Annotated in this window: 21 protein-coding genes; 5 read left to right on the forward strand and 16 right to left on the reverse strand. The window is 72.1% G+C overall.

Translation table 11 applies throughout. The annotated features are described in order from the left end of the window. Window positions 1-127: 127 nt before the first annotated feature. The 5 genes from G6R25_RS03400 to G6R25_RS03420 form a co-directional block, all read right to left on the reverse strand. Window positions 128-2002 carry a transketolase gene (locus G6R25_RS03400; RefSeq protein ID WP_163551717.1) on the reverse strand — a complete coding sequence of 625 codons (1875 nt, stop codon included), beginning with the start codon at window positions 2000-2002 and terminating at the stop codon, window positions 128-130. Between the two features lie 394 nt (window positions 2003-2396). Beyond that, window positions 2397-3083 carry a YdcF family protein gene (locus G6R25_RS03405; RefSeq protein ID WP_163551719.1) on the reverse strand — a complete coding sequence of 229 codons (687 nt, stop codon included), beginning with the start codon at window positions 3081-3083 and terminating at the stop codon, window positions 2397-2399. 108 nt (window positions 3084-3191) lie between these two features. Continuing rightward, window positions 3192-6245 carry a glycine--tRNA ligase gene (locus G6R25_RS03410; protein WP_163551721.1) on the reverse strand — a complete coding sequence of 1018 codons (3054 nt, stop codon included), beginning with the start codon at window positions 6243-6245 and terminating at the stop codon, window positions 3192-3194. Window positions 6246-6479: 234 nt separating this feature from the next. Next, window positions 6480-6974: an antibiotic biosynthesis monooxygenase gene (locus G6R25_RS03415; protein ID WP_235825633.1), complete on the reverse strand. Its 495-nt coding sequence runs from the start codon at window positions 6972-6974 to the stop codon at window positions 6480-6482. Continuing rightward, window positions 6967-7764 carry an isoprenyl transferase gene (locus tag G6R25_RS03420; RefSeq protein ID WP_136446733.1) on the reverse strand — a complete coding sequence of 266 codons (798 nt, stop codon included), beginning with the start codon at window positions 7762-7764 and terminating at the stop codon, window positions 6967-6969. Before G6R25_RS03420 ends, G6R25_RS03415 begins: the two co-directional genes overlap by 8 nt. A gap of 97 nt (window positions 7765-7861) precedes the next feature. On the opposite strand from G6R25_RS03420, the gene G6R25_RS03425 reads away from it, so the two are divergent. Then, complete coding sequence (locus G6R25_RS03425; protein ID WP_163551723.1) at window positions 7862-8086, forward strand: hypothetical protein; 225 nt, start codon at window positions 7862-7864, stop codon at window positions 8084-8086. On the opposite strand, the gene recO is transcribed toward G6R25_RS03425, so the two are convergent. After that, window positions 8063-8788: a DNA repair protein RecO gene (gene recO, locus G6R25_RS03430; RefSeq protein WP_136446740.1), complete on the reverse strand. Its 726-nt coding sequence runs from the start codon at window positions 8786-8788 to the stop codon at window positions 8063-8065. The genes G6R25_RS03425 and recO overlap by 24 nt on opposite strands. Before the next feature lie 185 nt (window positions 8789-8973). Here recO and G6R25_RS26130 point away from each other — a divergent pair, with 185 nt between their 5' ends. Together G6R25_RS26130 and G6R25_RS03435 are read left to right on the forward strand one after the other, a co-directional pair. Further along, complete coding sequence (locus G6R25_RS26130; RefSeq protein WP_235947342.1) at window positions 8974-9249, forward strand: NUDIX hydrolase; 276 nt, start codon at window positions 8974-8976, stop codon at window positions 9247-9249. Beyond that, entirely contained in the window at window positions 9207-9827 is a 621-nt protein-coding gene (locus G6R25_RS03435; RefSeq protein WP_235947344.1) for an NUDIX hydrolase, read from the forward strand. Before G6R25_RS26130 ends, G6R25_RS03435 begins: the two co-directional genes overlap by 43 nt. 163 nt (window positions 9828-9990) lie before the next feature. On the opposite strand, the gene era is transcribed toward G6R25_RS03435, so the two are convergent. From era to hemW, 9 genes are all read right to left on the reverse strand, one after another. Continuing rightward, complete coding sequence (gene era / locus G6R25_RS03440) at window positions 9991-10935, reverse strand: GTPase Era (protein ID WP_163551725.1); 945 nt, start codon at window positions 10933-10935, stop codon at window positions 9991-9993. Window position 10936: 1 nt separating this feature from the next. Next, a complete protein-coding gene (locus G6R25_RS03445) occupies window positions 10937-11341 on the reverse strand; it encodes a cytidine deaminase (protein ID WP_163551727.1) in 405 nt (134 codons plus the stop codon). Next, window positions 11338-12699 carry a hemolysin family protein gene (locus G6R25_RS03450; RefSeq protein ID WP_163551758.1) on the reverse strand — a complete coding sequence of 454 codons (1362 nt, stop codon included), beginning with the start codon at window positions 12697-12699 and terminating at the stop codon, window positions 11338-11340. The genes G6R25_RS03445 and G6R25_RS03450 overlap by 4 nt, the downstream gene beginning before the upstream one ends. A gap of 19 nt (window positions 12700-12718) precedes the next feature. Continuing rightward, the gene (gene ybeY, locus G6R25_RS03455; RefSeq protein WP_136446727.1) at window positions 12719-13264 is read right to left on the reverse strand and encodes an rRNA maturation RNase YbeY; all 546 of its coding nucleotides are present in this window, start codon (window positions 13262-13264) and stop codon (window positions 12719-12721) included. 28 nt (window positions 13265-13292) lie between these two features. Continuing rightward, entirely contained in the window at window positions 13293-14339 is a 1047-nt protein-coding gene (locus tag G6R25_RS03460; protein ID WP_136446726.1) for a PhoH family protein, read from the reverse strand. A 147-nt stretch (window positions 14340-14486) separates the two neighbouring features. After that, window positions 14487-15266, reverse strand: a complete 780-nt coding sequence (locus tag G6R25_RS03465; RefSeq protein WP_268904087.1) for a 16S rRNA (uracil(1498)-N(3))-methyltransferase — start codon at window positions 15264-15266, stop codon at window positions 14487-14489. Window positions 15267-15340: 74 nt separating this feature from the next. Continuing rightward, window positions 15341-16486, reverse strand: a complete 1146-nt coding sequence (dnaJ, locus tag G6R25_RS03470; protein WP_163551731.1) for a molecular chaperone DnaJ — start codon at window positions 16484-16486, stop codon at window positions 15341-15343. Beyond that, window positions 16486-17505 carry a heat-inducible transcriptional repressor HrcA gene (gene hrcA / locus G6R25_RS03475; protein WP_163551733.1) on the reverse strand — a complete coding sequence of 340 codons (1020 nt, stop codon included), beginning with the start codon at window positions 17503-17505 and terminating at the stop codon, window positions 16486-16488. The genes dnaJ and hrcA overlap by 1 nt, the downstream gene beginning before the upstream one ends. 245 nt (window positions 17506-17750) lie before the next feature. Beyond that, window positions 17751-18986 carry a radical SAM family heme chaperone HemW gene (gene hemW, locus G6R25_RS03480; RefSeq protein ID WP_136446722.1) on the reverse strand — a complete coding sequence of 412 codons (1236 nt, stop codon included), beginning with the start codon at window positions 18984-18986 and terminating at the stop codon, window positions 17751-17753. A gap of 228 nt (window positions 18987-19214) precedes the next feature. On the opposite strand from hemW, the gene G6R25_RS03485 reads away from it, so the two are divergent. Beyond that, complete coding sequence (locus G6R25_RS03485; protein WP_163551715.1) at window positions 19215-19370, forward strand: hypothetical protein; 156 nt, start codon at window positions 19215-19217, stop codon at window positions 19368-19370. A 1-nt stretch (window position 19371) separates the two neighbouring features. Here the strand turns inward: G6R25_RS03485 and lepA are convergent, their stop codons facing one another. Further along, on the reverse strand, window positions 19372-21219 hold the full coding sequence (gene lepA, locus G6R25_RS03490) for a translation elongation factor 4 (RefSeq protein WP_163551735.1): 1848 nt from the start codon (window positions 21217-21219) through the stop codon (window positions 19372-19374). A 325-nt stretch (window positions 21220-21544) separates the two neighbouring features. On the opposite strand from lepA, the gene rpsT reads away from it, so the two are divergent. Beyond that, window positions 21545-21814, forward strand: a complete 270-nt coding sequence (gene rpsT / locus G6R25_RS03495; RefSeq protein ID WP_163551737.1) for a 30S ribosomal protein S20 — start codon at window positions 21545-21547, stop codon at window positions 21812-21814. Window positions 21815-21874: the final 60 nt, after the last annotated feature.

The following is a 21874-nucleotide window of genomic DNA, read 5'->3' on the forward strand; positions in this document are numbered from 1 at the left end:
GGCCAGCACACTAGTGGCGAGTAGGCCGATCCAACCCGCGGGGGGCGACGTCCTTCCGGCCCCGCTGCCGTCATGCACCGTCCTCCCGGTCCGGCACCGCGCGCGCGGTGCCGGACCGGGAGGACGGTCAGCGCAGCAGGTCGCGAGCCGCCTCGACGATGTGCTTCGCCGAGATGACGGCGGCGTCGAGCAGCTCCTCGGGCGTGCCGGAACCGGGCAGGGAACGCACCGCGAGGTGACGAACGGACAGCGGCAGCCCGCTGTCGTCCAGCGCCCCGAGCACGGCGCTGGCCAGGCCGCCCTCCGGGTAGTGATCCTCGGCGACGACGATGCGCCCGCCGGTGGCCCGGGCGGCATCGAGCAGGGTCGCGGCGTCGACCGGCTTGACCGAGTAAAGGTCGATCACCCGGGCGGCGACCCCCTCCGCGGCGAGCGTGTCGGCCGCGGCCAGGGCCTGGTGCAGGGTGACGCCGGCACCGATGAGCGTGACGGTGTCGCCGTCCGAACGGCGCAGCACCTTGGAGCCGCCGGGGGCGAACGGCTCGTCCGGACCGTAGAGCACCGGGTAGGCGCCACGCGTGGTGCGCAGATAGCTCACCCCGGACAGGTCGGCCATGATCTCAACGAGCTTGGCAGCGGACGTCGCATCGCTCGGGTAGAGCACCGTCGACCCGCCGACGGCCCGCATCATCGCCAGGTCCTCCAGCGCCATCTGCGACGGACCGTCCGCGCCGATCTCCACCCCGGCGTGGCTGCCGGACAGCCGGATGTCGGCCTGGGAGATCGCCGCCATCCGGATGAAGTCGTAGGCGCGGGAGAAGAAGGCGGCGAAGGTGGAGGCGAACGGCACATAGCCGCGCACCGACAGGCCGACCGCCGCCGCGACGAGCTGCTGCTCGGCGATGAAGATCTCGAAGAACCGGTCCGGGTACGCCTTGCCGAAGTCCTCGGAGTACGTCGAGTTGCTCACCTCGGCATCGAGGGCGACGACGTCGGTGCGCGCCCCGAGGGCGGCCAGCGCCTGCCCGTAGGCCCGCCGCGTCGCGACCTTGGCGCCGAGCTCGTAGCTGGGCAGGGTGATCGCCGGCCGGCTGAAGGGCTCCGGGCGCGGGAAGTCCGGCCCCGGCACCGGGCCACGGATGCGCAGGTTGCGCTCGCCGCCGAGCTCGGCGATGGCACGCTCGGCCATGTCGGGCGGGAAGGGCTTGCCGTGCCAGCCCTCCTTGTCGGCGGTCTCCGAGAAGCCGGCGCCCTTGTGGGTGCGGGCGAGGATGACGGTCGGCCGGGTCGCATCCTCGGCGCCGGCGAGCGCCTCGTCGATCGCGGCGATGTCGTGGCCGTCGACGACGACCGCGCGAGCGCCGAACGACTCGACCCGCTTGGCGTAGGTGTCGAGATCCCAGCCGAGCTCGGTCGGGCCGCGCTGGCCGAGCCGGTTGACGTCGACGATCGCAATGAGGTTCGACAGGTTGTAGTAGGATGCCTTGTCCAGCGCCTCCCAGACCGACCCCTCCGCCATCTCGCTGTCGCCGCAGATCACCCAGACGCGGTAGGGCACCTTGTCCAGGTACTTGCCGGCGAGCGCCACCCCCACGCCGTCAGGCAGGCCCTGCCCGAGCGAACCGGTGGCGACGTCGACCCAGGGCAGGATCGGGGTGGGGTGGCCCTGCAGCCGCTCACCGAAGCGGCGGTAGCCGTTGATGAGCTCGGCGTCGCTGACGACGCCGACCGCCTTGAAGATCGAGTAGATCAGCGGGGAGGCGTGCCCCTTCGAGAAGATGAGGTGGTCGTTCGCCGGGTCCTCGGGGTTGTCCCAGTCGTAGCGCAGGTGCCGGGCGACGAGGGCGGCCAGCACGTCCGCAGCGGACATCGAAGAGGTGGGATGTCCGGAACCGGCCGAGGTGCTGCTACGCACCGAGTCGACCCGCAGCTGCTGCGCGAATTCCCGGACTGTCTCCAGATCGGCCGTCCCGACCGCACTCTCGGATACGGGAGTTGCCACGCCAGTCTCCTTCGGAAGTCGTTACACTCACGGAAGGTAATCTCCGAAGTGTTGTCGCACGCGTCGGGTGGCCGTCTCCGCCGCCTTGCGTCACTACCGTTTGTCGCACTACCCTTTCACCCGGCGATCCGAACCGTACCAGCGTGGGTGACCACCGAAGAGGGCCGAACGCGCCGCGGGTAGGTCACATCGAAAAATCACCCGATACCGCCCTCTGGCCGTCCCGCGACCCTCGGCCGCCCCGCCGCTGCCCACCGCCACCTGGCGGCACGCAGCCCCGGCGGGTGGCCCGCCCACACCACGCCGGAAGGTGCCGAGCCGGTCGGTGCCGGCGGCAGGCCCATCCGCGCCGGGAAACGCCCGCCGCTGGAAACGCCCGTGCCGGGAGCAGGGCTCAGACCGCCCGCGTGGTCGCCGAGGGTGGCGATGCCCGCTGGAAGAGCTGGTACCAGCGGTAGCCGATGCCCTCGCGAATGATGTAGCGGACCTTCATGTCGACGCCGTGGACCGCCGGGCCGCGGGTGACCGGCGACGTGGCCGCGTCCAGCCCGAGGTCGCGTGCCATCGTCCGGGATCGCAGGCTGTGCCAGGGATCGGTGACCAGGACCGTCGACCGCCAGTGCCGGGTGTTCATGACCCCGGCGACGGCCGTCAGCGAACCGAGGGTGTCCGAGCCCTCCGGGATGACGATTACCCGATCCGCGGGGATGCCGCGGCGGCGCAGGTACGCGGCGCCGGCCTCGGCCTCGGTGTAGCGATCGCCGGGCTGCTTGCCGCCGATGGTGATCACGTTCGGTGCGACGCCCTGCCGGTAGAGCTCCAGCGCATGGTCCAGGCGGGCGGCGAAGACCGCCGAGGGGCGCCCGTTGTACTGCGAAGCCCCGAGGACGACCAGGGTGTCGGAGGTGGGCCGGTGATCCTCCCGGCCCACCCACCACACCTGACAGAACGTCACCACCGTCAGGACCGCGATGGCGGCCACGACCGCGACCACAGCCCGGACCGCCCACCGCCACCAGGGAACCTGATACCAGGTCGCACGGAAGGGATGGACGGCGAGGCTAGGACGGGACAGACCCACGCGATGGAACAGTAGCCCCCCGTCGGGGGCTATCCGACACAGCGCGGCCTGTGTACACGTTCGTCCTGGTTCTTTCGCGGGTGACCGGACGGCGGTCCGGGGGCGGCGTCAGTGGCCGGCGGTGGGCAGCGAGCCGAGCGCCTCCCAGTCCAGGGTTCCCGCCGTGAGATCCCGGATCCGGGCGAGCAGGCCGAGCCGGGCCGCGCGGACCGCCGGATCCGGGTCCATCACCATCAGCGCGTCGAAGAACCCGTCGATCGCGGCCGGCAACTCCCCCGCCGCGGCGACCAACTCGCCGAGCGGCACGACTGCCGAGCGAGCGGGCGAACCCGCCGGCGCGCCGAGGCGCCGCGCCAGCGCGGTGACCACGGCCAGGAGCCGGGCGGCGGCCGGCTCGGCGAGCCGCTCGGCGTCTGCGGTGGCGGGGGTGTCGGCCGGAACGATGCGGCGGACCCGCTGCAGCGCCGCTGCCAGGGCGGCGAACCCGGCCGGGTCGCCCACCGCCGCCGCCCCGGCGGGCTCCCCGAGCAGCCTGCGCAGCGTCGCGAGGGTGGTCGCCGCGCGTGCCGGCGTGCCGGTGAGCGGGGCTACCGCGCCGACCAGGCGGTGGTCGATGCCGCTGTCGAGTAACTGCTGGGTGTAGCGACCGCGGACGAACGCCTCGGCCGCGGCGAGCGCCTGCGTGGACACCGGCACCGGGGTGAGCCGGGCCGCCCGGGCGAGGACGTCGGCGATGTCGAGGCCGGCGAGCTCGGGCCGGCTGCCGAGGATCGCGGCCGCGCCAAGCGCCGCCCGGCGCAGCCCGAACGGGTCGGAGCTGCCCGTCGGCGCGGCGTCCAGGGCGAACAGCCCGACAAGCAGGTCGAGCCGGTCGGCGAGGGCGAGCAGCGACCCGCCGACGGTGGCGGGCAGATCGTCGCCGGCCCGCCGCGGCAGCTCCATCTCGTAGAGCGCGGTGGCGACGGCCTCGGGCTCGCCGGCCCGGCGGGCGTACTCCCGGGCCATCGTGCCGGCGAGGCTGGACAGCTCGATCACCATCTGGGTGGCCAGGTCGAACTTGGCGAGCGCGGCCGCGCGGTCCAACGCCGCCCGGTCGTCGGCACCGAGGCCGATCTCGTCACCGAGCGCGCAGGCCAGCGCCCCGATCCGATCCGCCCGGTCGGCGACCGAGCCGAGCCGCTGCTCGAAGGTGAGCTTCGCGAGCCCGGCGCGGAAGGTCTCCAACGGCACCTTGACGTCGGCGTCGTAGAAGAACGCGGCGTCGGTGAACCGGGCGCGGATGACGTCCTCGTTGCCGGCGCGCACCAGCGCGTCGTCGACGTTGCCGTCGGCGACGGCGACGAAGGCCGGCAACAGCCGACCCGCGGCGTCGCGCACGGGCAGGTACCGCTGGTGCTTGCGCATGACGGTGGTGAGGATCTCCGCGGGCAGCTCCAGGAAGCGGCTTTCGAAGGAGCCCAGCAGCGGCCGCGGGAACTCGACGAGGTTCGTCACCTCGGCGAGGGTGTCGGCGTCGGCCACGGGATCGATGTGGCCACCCGTGTCCGCGGTGAGCTTGGCGGCTGCCTCGACGATGAGGTCGCGGCGCACCGCCGGGTCGAGCAGGATCGAGCGGGCGGCGAGCAGCTCCGGGTAGCCACGGGCGGTGGCCACCTCGATCGGCGGTGATCCGGCCCGCCGGTGGCCCAGGGTGGTCCGCCCGGCAGCGAGGGAGGACACCGCGACCGGCACCACCACCTCGCCGAGCAGGGCGACGAGCCAGCGCACCGGGCGGCTGAAGGACAGCACCGGATCGTTCCAGCGCATGTTGCGCTCCGCGCGCAGCCCGGCGACGAGTTCGCCGAGGACCTCGGCCAGCACGTCGGTGGCGTCCCGGCCGGCCTCGGTGCGGACCACCGCGACGTGCTCGACGTCGCGGTGGGTGACGGTCTGCAGATCCGCCGCGTCCGCGCCCTGGCCGCGGGCGAAGCCGACCGCGGCCTTCGTCGGCGCGCCGGCGGCGTCGTAGGCGGCTGTGACCCGCGGACCGCGCACCACGCGCTCGACGTCCGGCTCCCGCGGGGCGACGTCGTCGACGATCGCCACGATCCGGCGGGGGGTGCCCAGCACGCGCACGTCGCCGTGGGTGAGGCGGGTGGCGGCCAGCCGGTCGAGCAGGCCGGCGCGCACCGTCACCACCGTCCGGGTCACCTCGGCCGCGGGCAGCTCCTCCGTGCCGATCTCGAACAGCAGGGTGGCCGGCTCGCGCACCCGGGTGGGCGCGGCGGCCGGCACGGCGGGCGGCGGCGGGGTGGCCACGCCCAGCGGATGGCCGAGCTCCTCACGGCGGTCCCGCCACAGGGCCGCGACCTCGCGGGACAGCCCGCGCATCTGCGCGAAGGAGGTCGCCCGCTCGGTGGTCGACACGGCTCCGCGCGAGTCGAGGATGTTGAACGCGTGCGAGCATTTCAGCACGTAGGAGTGCGCCGGGACCGACAGGCGGGCGTCGACGAGCCGGCGGGCCTCGGCGGCGTAGTCGGCGTAGAGGCGGCGCACGGTGTCGATGTCGGCGTCGTCGAGGTAGTACCGCGACATCTCGTACTCGGACTGGCCGAACACCTCGCCGTAGGAGATGCCCGGGGCGTAGGCGAGCTCGCTGAAGTGGCGAACCCCCTGCAGCGCCATGAGGATGCGTTCCATGCCGTAGGTGATCTCGACGCTGGTGATGTCGAGGGTCTGGCCGCCGGCCTGCTGGAAGTAGGTGAACTGGGTGATCTCCAGGCCGTCGAGCCACACCTCCCAGCCGAGGCCCCAGGCGCCGAGCGCGGGTGAGGCCCAGTTGTCCTCGACGAAGCGGACGTCGTGGGCGGCGGTGTCGACCCCGATCGCGGCCAGGCTGCCGAGGTAGAGCTCCTGGGCGTTGCCCGGGTCGGGCTTGAGGATCACCTGGAACTGGGTGTGCGTCTGCAGGCGGTTGGGGTTCTGGCCGTAGCGCGAGTCGTCGGGGCGGACCGAGGGCTCCACGTAGGCCACGTGCCACGGCTCCGGACCGAGTACCCGCAGCACCGTGGCCGGGTTGAGCGTACCGGCGCCGACCTCGGCGTTGAACGGCTGCATGATCATGCAGCCCCGGTCGGTCCAGTAGCGGGTCAGCGCCAGCAACGCGTCCTGCATGGTCAACATCGGGTGAGCCTCGGCTTTTCGCTGTCACGGTCACGAGCGGGGCGGGGCGCCCCACCCACGGTCCGGCCCCGGGCCGCGCGCGGCGATCTGCCGGGGACAGACCCTCCAATGATCACGGGTCGGTGATGCTGACCCGAGGCTACCGGTCGGCACCGACAATCCGGTGCCAGGCCGGGCCCGCGCCACGACATCCCGGCCGGCGGGCACCACGGAACACCAAGCGGCCAGGGCCGGTCAGGACGAGCCGGGCGCAGCGGTATCCGCGTCCGCGGCGCGGTCCGAGCGGTAGGTCCGGGCGAGGTGGTCGACGTCCCCATCGCCCGCCTCGGTGGGACCGACGCCGGGCCGGCCGCCGCCGGCGCCCCGAGCCACGGGCGGGTCCACGGCGGCGAGCACCTCGAAGGCGCCGGGCACATCGACGGCGTGGGCGAGCAGCGGCGTGAGGGCATAACGCACCTCGAACGCGGACAGCGCCCGGCGCCACGGGCCGGGGCCGTCCCACTCGGTGGTCAGCAGCCAGGACGCCGGCTCGTCGAGCGCCCGGGCCAGCCGGCCGGACCGGAAGCCGCCGGCCCGGGCGAGCGCGCCGAGCGCCGCCCGCGCCGCCGCCGGAAAGCCGGCCGCGGCCGCCCCCGGCACCGCGAAGCGGATCTCGGCGACCACCGGCGCCCCGCAACCCGCAGCCGCCCAGCCGGCGTCGGCATCAGCGTCGGCCGGCAGGTCAGGCACGGTGGGCGACGATCCCGCCGTAGCGCCGGTCGCGGCGGGCGTACTCCTCGCACGCCTGCCACAGATTGCGCCGGTCGAAGTCGGGCCACAGCGTCTCGACGAACGAGAACTCGGCGTAGGCCGCCTGCCAGAGCAGGAAATTGCTCAGCCGCTGCTCGCCGGACGTCCTGATGACCAGGTCGAGGTCGGGCATGTCGGGCTCGTCGAGGTAGCGGCTCACCGTGGCCTCGTCGATCCGGTCGGCCCGCAGCCGACCCTCGCGCACGTCCCGGGCGATCGCCGCCGCCGCGTCTGCGATCTCGGCCCGCCCGCCGTAGTTCACGCACATCACCAGCGTGAGCCGATCGTTGTCGCGGGTGCGCTCCTCCGAGGACTCCAAGCGCCGGATCACGTTCCCCCAGAGCCGCGGTCGGCGCCCCGCCCACCGCACCCGCACCCCGAGCGCTTCCATGTCCGCGATCCGCCGGCCGAACACCTTGTCGGTGAAGCGCATCAGGAACGCCACCTCGTCCGGCGAACGCTTCCAGTTCTCCGTCGAGAAGGCGTACACCGACAGCCATCGCACGCCAAGCTCGATCGCGCCCTCGACGCAGTCGAACAGCGCGTCCTCCCCGGCCTCGTGCCCCTTCGTCCGGGCGAGCCCGCGCCGCTTGGCCCAGCGGCCGTTGCCGTCCATGACGATGCCCACATGCCGTGGAACCAGGCTGCGCGGCAGCGCCGGGGGCCGAGCCCCCGAGGGATGGGGGTGCGGATCACGGAACCGCGTCCCCACGTCATTGCGCAAAGTCACTGCCTACCTCCCCAGAACCGGCCGGGGCAGCGCAGAGCCGTCATCCGTCGTACCGGTACCTGCCATCGCCACACCGTCCCCCTGCCAACGCCGGATCGTGCCGGGAGCGCCCACCACCGCTGTCCACCTCACCATGTCCGTCCTCGTCCCCTCCCAGCGCATCCCCGACCAGCACGTGTCCCCCGACCTGCGCATGTTCCCCGACCTGCGTCCGGCGAGCTGTGGACCGACCGGAACGACGCCGTCCCGGCGCGACTACTCGAACGACGCGGCCCCGAACCGGCCCAGCCACGGCCACTCATGCCCGTTCCAGATGCGGTAGCGCGCGCAGCCCCCGTTCGAGATGCCACTGGAGATAGGCGGCGACGATGCCACCGGCCTCCCGCCGGGCGCGGACGTCGCTGACCAGCGCGCCGTCCCAGTCGCCGCGCAACAGGTCGGTGAGCAGCCGCACCGCCCCCGCCGAGACCGACGCAGCGCCGTGCGGACGACATTGCGGGCACACTACGCCGCCGCCCGCAACGGACAACGACAGGTGCTGCCCCGGCTCCCCGCACCGCGCGCAGTCGTCCAGGGCCATGCCGTAGCCGGACACCGCCAGCGATCGGAGCAGGAAGGCGTCCAGCACGAGCGGGGCCGGCCGCTGCCCCGCGGCCAGGGTGCGCAGACCGCCGACGAGCAGCAGGAACAGCCGCAGCGCGGGCTGACGCTCCTCGCTGGTCAGCCGCTCGGCGGTCTCAAGCATCACGGCCGCGGCGGTGTGCCGGCCGTAGTCGAGCGCGATCGTCGTCCCGTAGGGGGAGATGATGTCGGCCTGGGTGACGGTGTCCAGCGACCGGCCGGAGTGCATCATCAGATCGACGTATGTGCCCGGCTCCAGCCGGGAGCCGAACCGCGAGGACGTCTTGCGCACACCCTTGGCGACGGCCCGGACCCGGCCGCCCCGCCGGGTGAGCACGGTGATGATGCGGTCCGCCTCGGCGAGAGGGGTCGTTCGCAGGACGACCCCTTCGTCGCGATACACCGGCACCCGCCCATGGTTGCACGACCCTGGGTCGGCGCGGTAAAGCGAGGTCATCCGGCAGAGGACGGCGACGAACCAACCCCGTTTTGCAACCTCCCGTATGCAAGGAAGCACAAATAGACAACTCTGCCGACGGATACCGGCCTCGCCTGCACCGCGCGCCGCCGGTTGCGGATGATGGTTCGGTGCGGGTGGTGCGGCGGGCGGCGCGAGCAATCCTCATCGACGGCAACGGCCGCCTGGTGCTCTTCCGGCGGACGCTGCCGAAGCGCAAGCCCTACTGGTCCACGCCCGGCGGCGGGGTGGACCGCGAGGACGGCTCGGTGGAGGCGGCGCTGCACCGCGAGCTCGCCGAGGAACTCGGGGCGACGGTCGACCGCGTCTCCTCACCAGCCCGCCGCGCGGCGACGGGATCGCGGTGTCGCACTTCTTCGTCTGCCGCCTGGTCTCCATGGACCTGAGCAAGCGCACCGGCGAGGAGTTCACGAACCCCGCCAAGGGCCGCTACGACGTCGGACGGATCGATCTGCGCGGCAAGAAGCTCAACCGCTACGCCCTGCAACCGCCGGAGGCCAAGGAATTCATCCTCGCCAGGCGCCAGGCGCTGCTGGTCGCCGCGCTCACCGACGACGCGCCGCCGCTGACCCTCGCCAGCCCCGCCGCGACCGCTCCGCCCGCATGGTCCGCGGCGACAGGCGCCTGCGCCCCCGAACCGGCCCCCGACGACGCCGCGACACCCGACCAGACCATCACGGCCGACGAGACGGTGAGCACCGACCAGGCTGGGACGGCCGGCGAGGCCACGATGTCCCAGCACGCCAATTCCGATGACGCCGGGACGCCGGATTGCGGATCCTCCGCCCCCACCCCCGCCCCCGCGACCATGGACGCCGGCAAGGTGGCAGAGCGGCGGCCGCGGCGGGCTATGCCACCGATCCTGGAGATCGTCGACGGTGCGGTAGTCAACGACGGGTCCGACCCCCCGACCCGGGCGCTTCCACGCCCGCGTCGGTGGCCCCGGTGGCCGTTCCACCGCTGACCGGTACCGACACCTACCGCCTTGCGGTGCATTTTGCGCGGTCTGCCCTCCGAAACCGTGCCTACCGCACCGCAACCCGCCAAGCGCACCGCACTGCGATACGCACACCGGTGCCGTGCGCGCCGCACCGCGGGTCGGCGATGAACCGTCCCGGTTACGCGGGCTAGAAACCCAGGCGGCGTAGCTGGCGGGGGTCTCGCTGCCAGTCCTTGGCGACCTTGACGTGCAGGTCCAGGAAGACCGGCGTCCCGAGCAATGCCTCGATCTGCCCGCGGGCCCGGGTGCCGACCGCCTTGAGTCGGGAGCCACCGGCGCCGATGACGATCGCCTTCTGGCTGGGTCGCTCGACGAAGACGTTGACCCGCACGTCCAGCAGCGGGTTCTGCGGTGATCGGCCCTCCCGGGGGATCATCTCCTCGACGACCACCGCCAGCGAGTGGGGCAGCTCGTCGCGGACCCCTTCCAGGGCCGCCTCCCGGACCAGCTCGGCGACCATGACCTGCTCGGGCTCGTCGGTCAGCTCGCCGCCGGGGTAGAGCGCGGGCCCCTTCGGCAGCCGGGCGGCCAGCAGTTCGGCGAGCACGTCCACCTGGTAGGAGCGGATGGCGCTGACCGGGACGATGTCACTGAACTCGCCGAGGCCGGCGACGTCGAGCAGCCGCGCGCCGATCCGGTCCGCGTCGCCGACCTTGTCGGTCTTGGTCAGGATGGCCACCACCGGTGTCCGTTTCGGCAGGCGGGACAGCTCCTCGGCGATGAAGCGGTCACCGCGGCCCACGGGCTCGTCGGCGGGCATGCAGAACCCGACGACGTCGACCTCGGACAGGGTGGCCCGCACGACGTCGTTGAGCCGCTGCCCGAGCAGGGTGCGCGGCCGGTGCAGGCCGGGCGTGTCGACGAGGACGAGCTGGGCGTCGGCGCGGTGCACGATGCCCCGGATGGCGTGCCGGGTCGTCTGCGGCCGGCCGCTGGTGATGGCGACCTTGGTACCGACCAGCGCATTGGTCAACGTCGATTTGCCGGCGTTGGGCCGGCCGACGAGGCAGGCGAACCCGGACCGGAACTCGATCGGGGTCGTGCCGCCGGAGGCGGGGCTCGGGGTCGACACGCTAGCTGGTCGCCCTGCGGCGGGCCACGCCGTCGGTGCCACCGAGGAAGACGGGGACGCCGGCGCCGAACTCGGCCAGGGTTGCAAGATCATCACTCGCGATCTCGTCACCCTCGGTGACGACGGCCGCGGCCTCGAAGCGGCGCGCCCCGCTGGAGACCGCCGCGGCCACGGCCGCCCGCAGGGCCGAGATCGTCAGCTCAGGCCGGCTCAGGCCGACGGTGGCGGCGGCGTAGGTGCGGCCGTCGGTGTCGCGCAGGGCCGCACCCTCGGCGCGCCGACCGTCGGGGACGTGAGCGCGCAGCCGCGCCGAGCGGGCCAGGACGAGCAGCTTCGCGTCCTGGGCGGCCAGGTCGAGGGCCGCCCCGGCGGGCGCGGTCGCCGGCCTGGTCGGATCTGGGGTCACGAGATCACCTTTCCGTGCTGTGGTGAGCGCCCGGCCGGCCCGCCGCCGTCTGCTCCACCCGGGGCCGGGTCGTCGGCGCGGGCCTGCGGGCGCGGCGGGCGGCTGACGACGATCGTGCCTATCTGGTTGCGCCGGCCGGCTGCCCGTTCCGCGGACAGCCGAAGACCGCCGATCGTCGCGGTCGCGCCCGGGATGGGTACCCGCCCCAGGGCGGTGACCAGCAGGCCGCCGACGGTCACCGAGTCGTCCGCGCCGGGCAGCTCGTCGACGTCGAAGTCGAACAGTTTGGCGAGGCCGTCCACGTCGAGACGGGCGGTGACCCGGGCCGTGTCGGGATCGAGCCACTCCACCGGTGCCACCTCGCTGTCGTACTCGTCGATGATCTCGCCGACGATCTCCTCGAGGATGTCCTCGATGGTCACGAGCCCGGCGGTCCCACCGTACTCGTCGATGACGATCGCCATGTGGGTCCGCGACGCCTGCATCTCCCGCAGCAGGTCGTCGGCGGGCTTGCTCTCCGGCACGAGCACGGGCGCACGCATGATCTCGGCGATGGGGCCGTCCTCGTCGCCGTCGCGCTCGCGGCGGACCATGTCCTTGAGGAAGGCGATCCCCACGACGTCGTCGACGCTCTCGCCGATCACCGGGATCCGGGAGAAGCCGCTGCGCAGGGCGAGCGAGAGGGCCTGGCGGACGGTCTTCGTCGACTCGACGAACACCATGTCCGGCCGGGGCACCATCACCTCCCGGACGAGGGTGTCCCCCAGCTCGAACACCGACGCGATCATGTCGCGTTCCCCGCGCTCGATGACCTCGTTCTCCTCGGCGAGGTCGACCAGGTCACGCAGCTCCGCCTCGGAGGCGAAGGGCCCGTCGCGGAACCCGGGGCCCGGGGTGACGGCGTTACCCAGCGCGATGAGCAGGCGTGGCAGCGGCCCGAAGATCCGGGCGAGGCGGACGGTGAGCCCCGCGGTGGCGAGCCCGACCGCCGGCGCGTGCTGGCGGCCGAGCGTCCGGAACATCACCCCGACGAGGATGTAGGCGATCAGGGTCGCCACCAGCGTGCCCAGCCCGATCGCGGCGAAGCCCGTGCCGTAGGCGTGCGCAAACAGGATCGTCAGGCAGGCGGCGGCGAGCATCTCGCCGACGACCCGCAGGAGCAGCAGCAACGCGAGAAAACGGCCGGGGTCGGCGACCACGGTGGCGAGGTTCGCCGCGCCCGCCCACCCCTGGCGCGCGAAGTTCTCCACCGACACCCGCGACACCCTGGCCAGGGCCGCGTCCACGCAGCCGAGCCCCGCGGCGGCAAGGGAGGCGACCGCTGTGATGAAGACAAGAAGAAGATCGCCGGAGCTCATCGGCTCCCCCGTGCCGGGATCAGCGCGCGGCGGTGGGGCCGGGCTCTCCAGCTCCGTCCGCACCGTCCGCACCGTCGGCGGGACGTTTCCCCCCGACGGCCTCCACCGCTACGTCCCAGGACGCCAGCAGCTTGTTCTGGATCTTCGACATCTCGCGTTCCTCGTCCGGCTCGGCATGGTCGTACCCGAGCAGGTGCAGGATGCCGTGGGTACACAGCAGATGCAGCTCGCGTTCGCGGGAGTGCCCCGCCTGCTCCGCCTGACGGAGCGCGACCTCGGGGCAGAGCACCACGTCACCGAGCAGCGTCGTGGGATCGTCATCGGCCGACTCCGACCAGGATGCGTCGAACGCGTCGTCCTGGGCGAAGGACAGCACGTCGGTCGGGCCCTCCTCGCCCATATACCGCACGTGCAGGTCGGCCATGGCCTTCTCCTCGACCAGCATCACCGACAGCTCCGCGAGCGGGTTCACCTTCATCGCGTCGAGCACGAACCGGGCGAGCGCCGTCAGCCGGACCTCGTCGACGTCGTTCGCGCCCGATTCGTTGGCGACGAACACGGCCATCAGCTGTCCTCTCCAAACCCCGACACGGTCACCGGCGCTCGCGGCGGCCCGGCCGGGCGGGCGCCGCCGGGGCACCGGCACGGTCCTCGACGGCGTCCCAGCGGGCGTACGCGTCGACGATCTCGCCAACCAGCCGGTGGCGAACCACGTCGGAGCTGGTCAGGGACGCGAAATGGACGTCCTCGACGCCGTCGAGGATCTCCCGGACGACCCGCAGCCCGCTGCGAGTGCCGCTGGGCAGGTCGACCTGGGTGACGTCACCCGTCACCACGATCTTGGCCCCGAAGCCGAGCCGGGTGAGGAACATCTTCATCTGCTCGGGCGAGGTGTTCTGCGCCTCGTCGAGGATGATGAAGGCGTCGTTCAGGGTCCGGCCGCGCATGTAGGCCAGCGGGGCGACCTCAATCGTCCCGGCCTGAATCAGCCGCGGGATCGAGTCCGGGTCGATCATGTCGTGCAGCGCGTCGTAGAGGGGGCGCAGGTACGGGTCGATCTTCTCGTACAGGGTGCCCGGCAGGAAGCCGAGTCGCTCCCCCGCCTCGACCGCCGGCCGGGTCAGGATGATCCGGTTGACCTTCTTGGCCTGCAGTGCCTGAACCGCCTTCGCCATCGCCAGGTACGTCTTGCCGGTGCCGGCGGGCCCGATCCCGAACACGATCGTGTGGTGGTCGATCGCGTCGACGTAACGCTTCTGGTTGAGCGTCTTGGGCCGGATCGTCCGGCCCCGGTTCGACAGGATGTTGAGGGTGAGGACCTCGGCGGGCCGTTCCTCGGAACCGCTGCGCAGCATCGCCAGGGAATGGTCGACGTGCTGCGGGCTGAGCTCGGCGCCCGCGTCGAGCAGCGCGATGAGCTCCTCGAACAGCCTCGCGGCCAGCTCGTTCTCCGCCGGCGGACCGGTGATGGTGATCTCGTTGCCGCGCACGTGGATGTCCGAGGAAAACGCCCGCTCGACGGTGCGCAGCAGCTCGTCCTGGTGGCCCAGCAGGCTCACCATGCTGTGCGGGCCGGGGACGACGATGCGCGTCGTGACCGGAGCGGGCGACGCGACGGGTGGCGTGACGGATTCGGGCATAGAGAGCGGCCAGCTACGGCCGCGGCACCTCTCGGGATCGATAGCCGTGGTGGATGGTGCGGTGCGCGGCGGCTTGGCGTCAGGTCAGCGCCCTGCCGAGGCAGGAGCCGCTCACCGAAAGCCAGCCACGGGCGCTACCCCGCCAGTCTATCCATCATCACACCTAGCGTCCCAGCGGCCGAGATCCGCAAGGACGACCGAGGACGCGACCACGCCGGCGGTGGAGGTACGCAGCACGGTCGGGCCCAGGCGCGCCACCGCGGCGCCGGCCTGACGCAACGCCTCCACCTCTGCGTCGGCGATGCCGCCCTCGGGCCCCACGACCAGCAGAATCTCCGCCGCCGGCCCGGTCTGCGCCGCCGCCGTCGCGTCGAGGGCCGTCGCGTCGAGGCGGGCCAGGCCCACCAGCGGGTCGCCGGCCTGCTCGTGCAGCACCACGGCGAGGGCCGCCGACGCCACCCGCCGGGTCAGCTCCGCCGCCCCGACCAGGGCACCGACCACCGGCCAGTGCAGCCGGTGGGACTGCTTCGACGCCTCCGCCGCGGCCCGGACCCAGCGTTCCCTGGCCCGCGCGCCCCGCTCACCCTCCCAGCGGACCACTGACCGCGCCGCCGACCACGGCACGATCTCGTCGACGCCGACCTCGGTCAGCATCTCCACCGCGCGCTCGCCGCGGTCGCCCTTGGCCAGCGCCTGCACGACGACGAGACGCGGACGGGGCGCCGCCGCGTCGACCCGCCGGCGCACCGCGCAGTCGATCTCGTCGCGGCGGACCGCCACGACGGCGCACTCCAACCCTGCCCCGTAACCGTCGGTGACGTCCACCGACTCGCCTGGCCGCAACCGGCGCACCGTCGCCGCATGACGCCCCTCGGGGCCGGCCAGGGTGAACACGTCCGCGGTGGGCAGCGGGGACAGCCGGAACAGCGCGTTGGTCAGTGGAGATCCTCTCCGGCGGGGAACGAGCGTCGGGCGGCCCTGAGGCCGACCGTGACAGCGGGTTAGCGCCCGCGCCGCGAGCCGCGACGGCGGAACAACCCGCTCGCGCCGCCGCCGCCGGAGCCGCCCACGACCGCGGGCGCCTCCTCGTCGCGGATCTTCGCCAGCTCCCGCAGCAGCCGCTCCTGCTCCGCGTCCAGCTTCGTCGGCGTCTCCACGTTGATGTGGATGTGCAGGTGCCCCCGCCCGGCGGCGCGCAGGTGCGGGACGCCACGGCCGGCGAGCTTGATGACCTCGCCCGGCTGGGTGCCCGGCTTCACCGCGATGGTCTCAGTGCCGTCGAGGGTCTCCAGGGTGGCGGAGGTGCCCAGCGCCGCCGAGGTCATCGGCAGCGGCAGCTCACAGTGCAGATCGTCGCCCTCGCGGGTGAACACCTGATGCTGGCGCTCGGAGACCTCGACATAGAGGTCGCCGGGCGGCCCACCGCTGGGACCGACCTCGCCCTCCCCGGACAGCCGGATGCGCATCCCGTCCTCGACGCCGGAGGGGATCTTCACCGTCAGGGTGCGGCGCTTACGGACCCGGCCGTCCCCGCCGCAGTCGCGGCAGGGATGCTCGATCAGCGTGCCGGTACCCGAGCAGCGCGGGCAGGGGCGAGAGGTCACCATCTGCCCGAGGAAGGATCGGGTGACCTGCTGAACCTCCCCTCGACCGCCGCAGGTGCCGCAGGTCGAGGGGTGGGTGCCGGGGGTAGCCCCGGTACCGGTGCAGGTCGAGCACACGGCCGCCGTGTCCACGGTGATCTCGCGGGTGGCGCCGAAGGCGGTCTCGGCCAGATCCAGCTCGATCCGCAGCAGTGCGTCGTTGCCGCGCCGGACCCGGGAGCGCGGGCCGCGGGCCGTCCCGCCGCCGAAGAAGGCGTCCATGATGTCGCCGAGCCCACCGAAGCCGGCGCCGAACGGCGAGCCGGCGCCCCCACCACCGCCACCGGGCGCGAGCGGGTCACCGCCCAAGTCGACGATCTGGCGCTTCTCCGGGTCAGAGAGCACCTCGTAGGCCGCGGTCACCCCGCGGAAACGCTGCTGCGCTTCCGGGTCGGGGTTGACGTCTGGATGCAGTTCCCGGGCGAGTTTGCGGTAGGCCCGTTTGATCTCGTCGTTCGACGCGTCTCGGCGCACGCCGAGCACTGCGTAGTAGTCCACGGCCATCAGTCGGCACCCAAGAGTTCACCCACGTATTTGGCGACGGCCCGGACGGCCGCCATCGTCCACGGATAGTCCATGCGCATCGGGCCGACCACTCCCATTCCGCCCAGGGCGAAAGGACCGCGGCCATAGCCGGTGGCCACCACCGCGGTCGTCCGCAGGGCGTCCACGTCCGTCTCTCGACCGATGCGTACCGTTACAGTACCGGTCTCGCGGGCCGAGCCGATAAGCTTCATCAACACGACCTGCTCCTCGAGCGCCTCCAGTATCGACCGCAGCGAATCGGCGAAGTCAACCGAGGCCCTGGTGAGGTTCGCCGTGCCGGCCATGGCGAGGCGCTCCTCCGGGCGCTCCGCCAGGGATTCCAGCACCACCCCGGTCATCGTCGCCAGGCATGGCCGCAGCTCGGGGCGAGTCTGGTCGGACAGGGTGGCGACAACCTCGGGTGCGTCGGCCAGCCGTTGGCCGGCCAGCGCGCAGTTGAGGGTCGCCCGGAGCTCGCCCGCGATCTCGTCGTCCACGGGCGTGAGGCTATCGATGATCCGCTGCTCGACCCGCCCGGTATCGGTGATCATCACCATGAGCATCCGGCGCGGCCCGAGGGTCACGACCTCGATGTGCCGGACGCTGCTGCTCGACAGCGACGGGTACTGCACCACCGCCACCTGGCGGGTGAGCTGGGCGAGCAGGCGAACCGAGCGGCGCACGACGTCATCGAGGTCGACCGCGCCCTCCAGGAAGCTCTGGATGGCCCGCCGCTCGGCCCGAGACAGCGGCTTCACCCCGGACAGCCGGTCGACGAACAACCGATAGCCCTTGTCCGTCGGGATACGCCCAGCGCTGGTGTGGGGCTGGGTGATGTAGCCCTCTTCCTCCAGCGCGGACATGTCATTACGGACAGTAGCCGGCGAGACGCCGAGGCTATGACGCTCCGCCAGCGCCTTGGAACCCACCGGCTCGTTACTGAGGACAAAGTCCTCCACGATCGCCCGTAGGACTTCGAGCCGCCGATCCTCTAGCACGCGGTCGCACCCCCTTCACCAAGCGGGACGTGGCCGGGCCACGGTGCGCGCACCTGCACCGACGGACACCAGGCCTGGCACTCGGCCGCAGTGAGTGCCAAGTGTAGCCGCCGGCCCTGCATGAAGCACAGAACATGAGCCGCTCCACGAATGGCAGGTGAGGAGCTGGCGACATCCTTCCCACCGAACGACCAGGGGGGCACCCCGGTTCCGCGCCGCCGCAGTCACGCCCGATCGGGTGCCGGTCAGTCGGGCAGCAGCGCCCGAACCGCCGTGTCGGTGAGCAAGCGACCGCGCTGGGTCAACCGCACTCGGTCGAACTCGAGCGCGCCCGGTTCGACCAGGCCGGATCGGGCGAGGCCCGCGCAGGCCGCCAGCCCGGCTTCGTCGAGCTCGGCGACGCCGAGCCCCTCCGCCAGCCGCACCCCCAGCATGACTCGCTCGACCCGGCGGGTGGACGCGTCGAGTTCCTCGCGCGCCGCAGCCGGACTGCGCTGGGCGGCGAGGCGGGCGGCGTACTCCGCCGGATGGCGCACGTTCCACCACCGCACGCCGCCGACGTGGCTGTGGGCCCCCGGGCCGAAGCCCCACCAGTGATCGCCTCGCCAGTAGCCCAGGTTGTGCCGGCAGCGGGTGGCCGAATCTCGCGACCAGTTGCTGACCTCGTAGTTGGTCAGCCCGGCGGAGGTGAGGATCTCGTCGGCGAGCAGGTACCGGTCGGCGAGCAGGTCGTCGTCCGGCTCGAGCAGCTCGCCGCGGCGCACCCGGTGCGACAGCTTGGTGCCCTCCTCCACGGTCAGCGCGTAGGCGCTGACGTGGTCCGGCCCCAGCTGCACGGCCGCCCGCAGGCTCGCCGCCCAGTCGGCCTCGGACTCGCCCGGAGCCCCGTAGATCAGGTCGAGGCTCACCTGTTCGAACCCGGCCTTGCGCGCCCAGCGCATCACCTCGGAGACCCGCCCGGGGGTGTGCCGGCGATCCAACGCCGCCAGCACGTGCGGCCGGTCGCTCTGCATGCCGAACGAGATCCGCGTGTAGCCCGCTGCGCGCAGCTGCTCGAGCTGGGCCGGATCGACCGACTCGGGGTTCGCCTCGGTGGTGACCTCCGCGTCGGCGGCGAGCCCGAACTCGGCGTCCAGGGCACGCAGCAGGCGGGCGAGGTCGCCCGCGGAGAGCAGGGTCGGCGTGCCCCCGCCGACGAACACGGTCGAGATGGCCACGTCGACGTCGCCCAGCACCGCCCGGGCCAGCCGGACCTCCTGCGTGGCGATGTCGACGAAGGTCGTCAGGCCCACCGAGGAGACCAGCGCGCCGCCCAGGTCCGCCGCCGTGTAGGTGTTGAAGTCACAGTAGCCGCAGCGCGCCGCGCAGTAGGGCACATGCACGTACGCCCCGAACGCGCGCTCGGTCAACTCGGCCAGCGCGGCCGGCGGGAGAGCGCCGTCGTCGGGCGGAGGTGACCCGTCGGGAGGCTTTTGTGGCATGCCCCCAGTGTGCCCCCAACGCAGGGGGTTGTAGCAACGCCACCTTTGTCAAGCACACGAGCGGGCCGCTGACGACCACACCGGGACCACGACGGGACAAGTACCGGAAACGGCCAGCCCGGCGGCGCAGACGAGACGTCGAGCACGTTTTGTCACCGTTGTGTACGGAAGATCGGATATGGGCGGGCCATCGTGGCCCGGTCGAGCCCGATGCGAAAAGATCAGGCCATGGACGATGACGTACGGACCGTTCTCGAGGAGATCTCCGAGCTGCTCCCGCCCCGAACCACCGTGTATCGTTCCGGCGCCGCCGCGCCCGCCGGTGATCTTCCGGTCGCCGAACCGGCGACCGAACCGATCCGCCTGCCGGCGAGCCCGCTGTAGGTCACTTGGTCGTCGCGGACTTCCCGGTGTCGGTGGACAGCGCGGCGATGAACGCCTCCTGCGGGACCTCGACCCGCCCGATGGTCTTCATCCGCTTCTTGCCCTCCTTCTGCTTCTCCAGCAGCTTGCGCTTACGGGTGATGTCACCGCCGTAGCACTTGGCCAGCACGTCCTTGCGGATCGCCCGGATGTTCTCCCGGGCGATGATCCGGCTGCCGATCGCCGCCTGGATCGGCACCTCGAACTGCTGGCGGGGGATCAGCTCGCGCAGCTTGGTCGTCATCGCCACACCGTAGGAGTACGCCTTCTCCCGGTGGACGATGGCCGAGAAGGCATCGACGGTCTCGCCCTGCAGGAGGATGTCGACCTTGACCAGGTCGGCGAGCTGCTCCCCGGCCTGGTCGTAGTCGAGGCTGGCGTATCCCCGGGTGCGGGACTTCAGCGCGTCGAAGAAGTCGAAGATGATCTCACTGAGCGGCAGGGTGTACTTGAGCTCGACCCGGTCGGCCGACAGGTAGTCCATCCCCTTGAGCACGCCGCGCCGGCCCTGGCAGAGCTCCATGACCGCGCCGACGAAGTCGGTGGGCAGCAGCAGCATCGCGTCGACGATCGGCTCGTACACCTCGGCGATCTTGCCGCCGGGCCAGTCGCTGGGGTTGGTCACGGTGACCTCGGAGAGATCCTCCATCACCACCCGGTAGACGACGTTCGGCGCGGTGGAGATCAGCGTCAGGTTGAACTCACGCTCGAGGCGCTCCCGGACGATCTCCAGGTGCAGCAGGCCGAGGAAGCCGCAGCGGAAGCCGAAGCCGAGCGCCGCCGACGTCTCCGGCTCGTAGGTCAGGGCGGCGTCGTTGAGCTGGAGCTTGTCGAGCGCCTCCCGCAGCGCCGGGTATTCGCTGCCGTCGATCGGGTACAGCCCCGAATACACCATCGGCAGCGGATCCCGGTAGCCGCCGAGCATCTCCGTGGCCGGATTGCGGGCGGTGGTGACGGTGTCGCCCACCCGGGCCTGGCGGACGTCCTTCACCCCGGGGATGACGTAGCCGACCTCGCCGACCGACAGTGAGCCCGTCGGATGCGGATCCGGCGAGATCACCCCGGCCTCGAGCGTCTCGTGGCTGGCGCCCGTCGACATCATCAGGCAGCGGTCCCTGGTGGTCAGGGTGCCGTCGATGACCCGGACGTAGGTGATGACGCCGCGGTAGATGTCGTAGACGCTGTCAAAAATCATCGCACGGGCGGGTCCGGCGGGGTTGCCGACCGGCGCGGGCACCTGCCGGACGATCTCGTTGAGCAGCTCCGGCACGCCCTGGCCGGTCTTGCCCGACACGCGCAGCACGTCGCCCGGGTCGCAGCCGATGATCGCCGCGATCTCCTCGGCGTACTTCTCCGGCTGGGCGGCCGGCAGGTCGATCTTGTTCAGCACGGGGATGATGGTCAGGTCGTTCTCGATCGCGAGGTAGAGGTTCGCCAGCGTCTGGGCCTCGATCCCCTGCGCGGCGTCAACCAGCAGGACCGCGCCCTCGCAGGCGGCCAGCGACCGGCTCACCTCGTAGCTGAAGTCGACGTGGCCGGGCGTGTCGATGAGATGCAGGATGTAGTCCCGCCCGTCCTGCGCCCGCCAGGGCAGCCGCACGTTCTGGGCCTTGATGGTGATCCCACGCTCGCGCTCGATGTCCATCCGGTCGAGGTACTGGGCGCGCATGTTGCGCGCGTCGACGACCCCGGTCACACCGAGCATCCGGTCGGCAAGGGTCGACTTGCCGTGGTCGATGTGGGCGATGATGCAGAAGTTGCGGATCATCGCGGGGTCGGCGCCGGGCGCCAGGTGCGGGGCTGCGGACACGCGGAAGGTTCTCGTTTCACTCGCGGTGGTCACGGGAGCGTGTCCCGTGCCGGGATCTGGGTCGACCTGTCCTTCATCGTGCCAGGAGCCGGCACGGAGGTTGCGCCGGTGCACCGGCCGCCACCGGTTTGGTATTCTGGGTGCCGCCTTGGTGGGCCGTATCGCCGTGCCAAGCGGTCCGGCCGCTCCGCCTCCCGGTGACACCGGGTTCGGCGCAGGTGGCTGGCTTGCTGAGGCGCCGGTAGTCCAGGCCGCCGTGCGCGGCCGGCATCCGTATGATGACGTGTCCGCATCATCCCGACTCGACAACCAGAGGTTCCTCCGCGTGGCCAACATCAAGTCGCAGATCAAGCGCAACCTCACCAACGAGAAGCGGCGGCTGCGCAACAAGGCTGTCAAGTCCGAGCTCAAGACGCACGTGCGCCGCTTCCGCGACGCGGTCGAGGCGGGCGACGCCGATCGCACCAGCGAGACCCTTCGGGCCGCCTCCCGCAAGCTGGACAAGGCCGTCAGCAAGGGTGTCATCCACCCGAACCAGGCCGCCAACAAGAAGTCGGCGTTGGCCCGCGCGCACGCTAGCCTGACCGCCAGCTGAAACCGCGCGGCGGAGCCGGGGCGCCACGGGTGCTCCGGCTTTTCTGCGTGCCCGCGCTGC

Origin of the sequence: Candidatus Frankia alpina, assembly GCF_902806485.1 — a bacterium.
Lineage (GTDB): Bacteria > Actinomycetota > Actinomycetes > Frankiales > Frankiaceae > Frankia > Frankia alpina.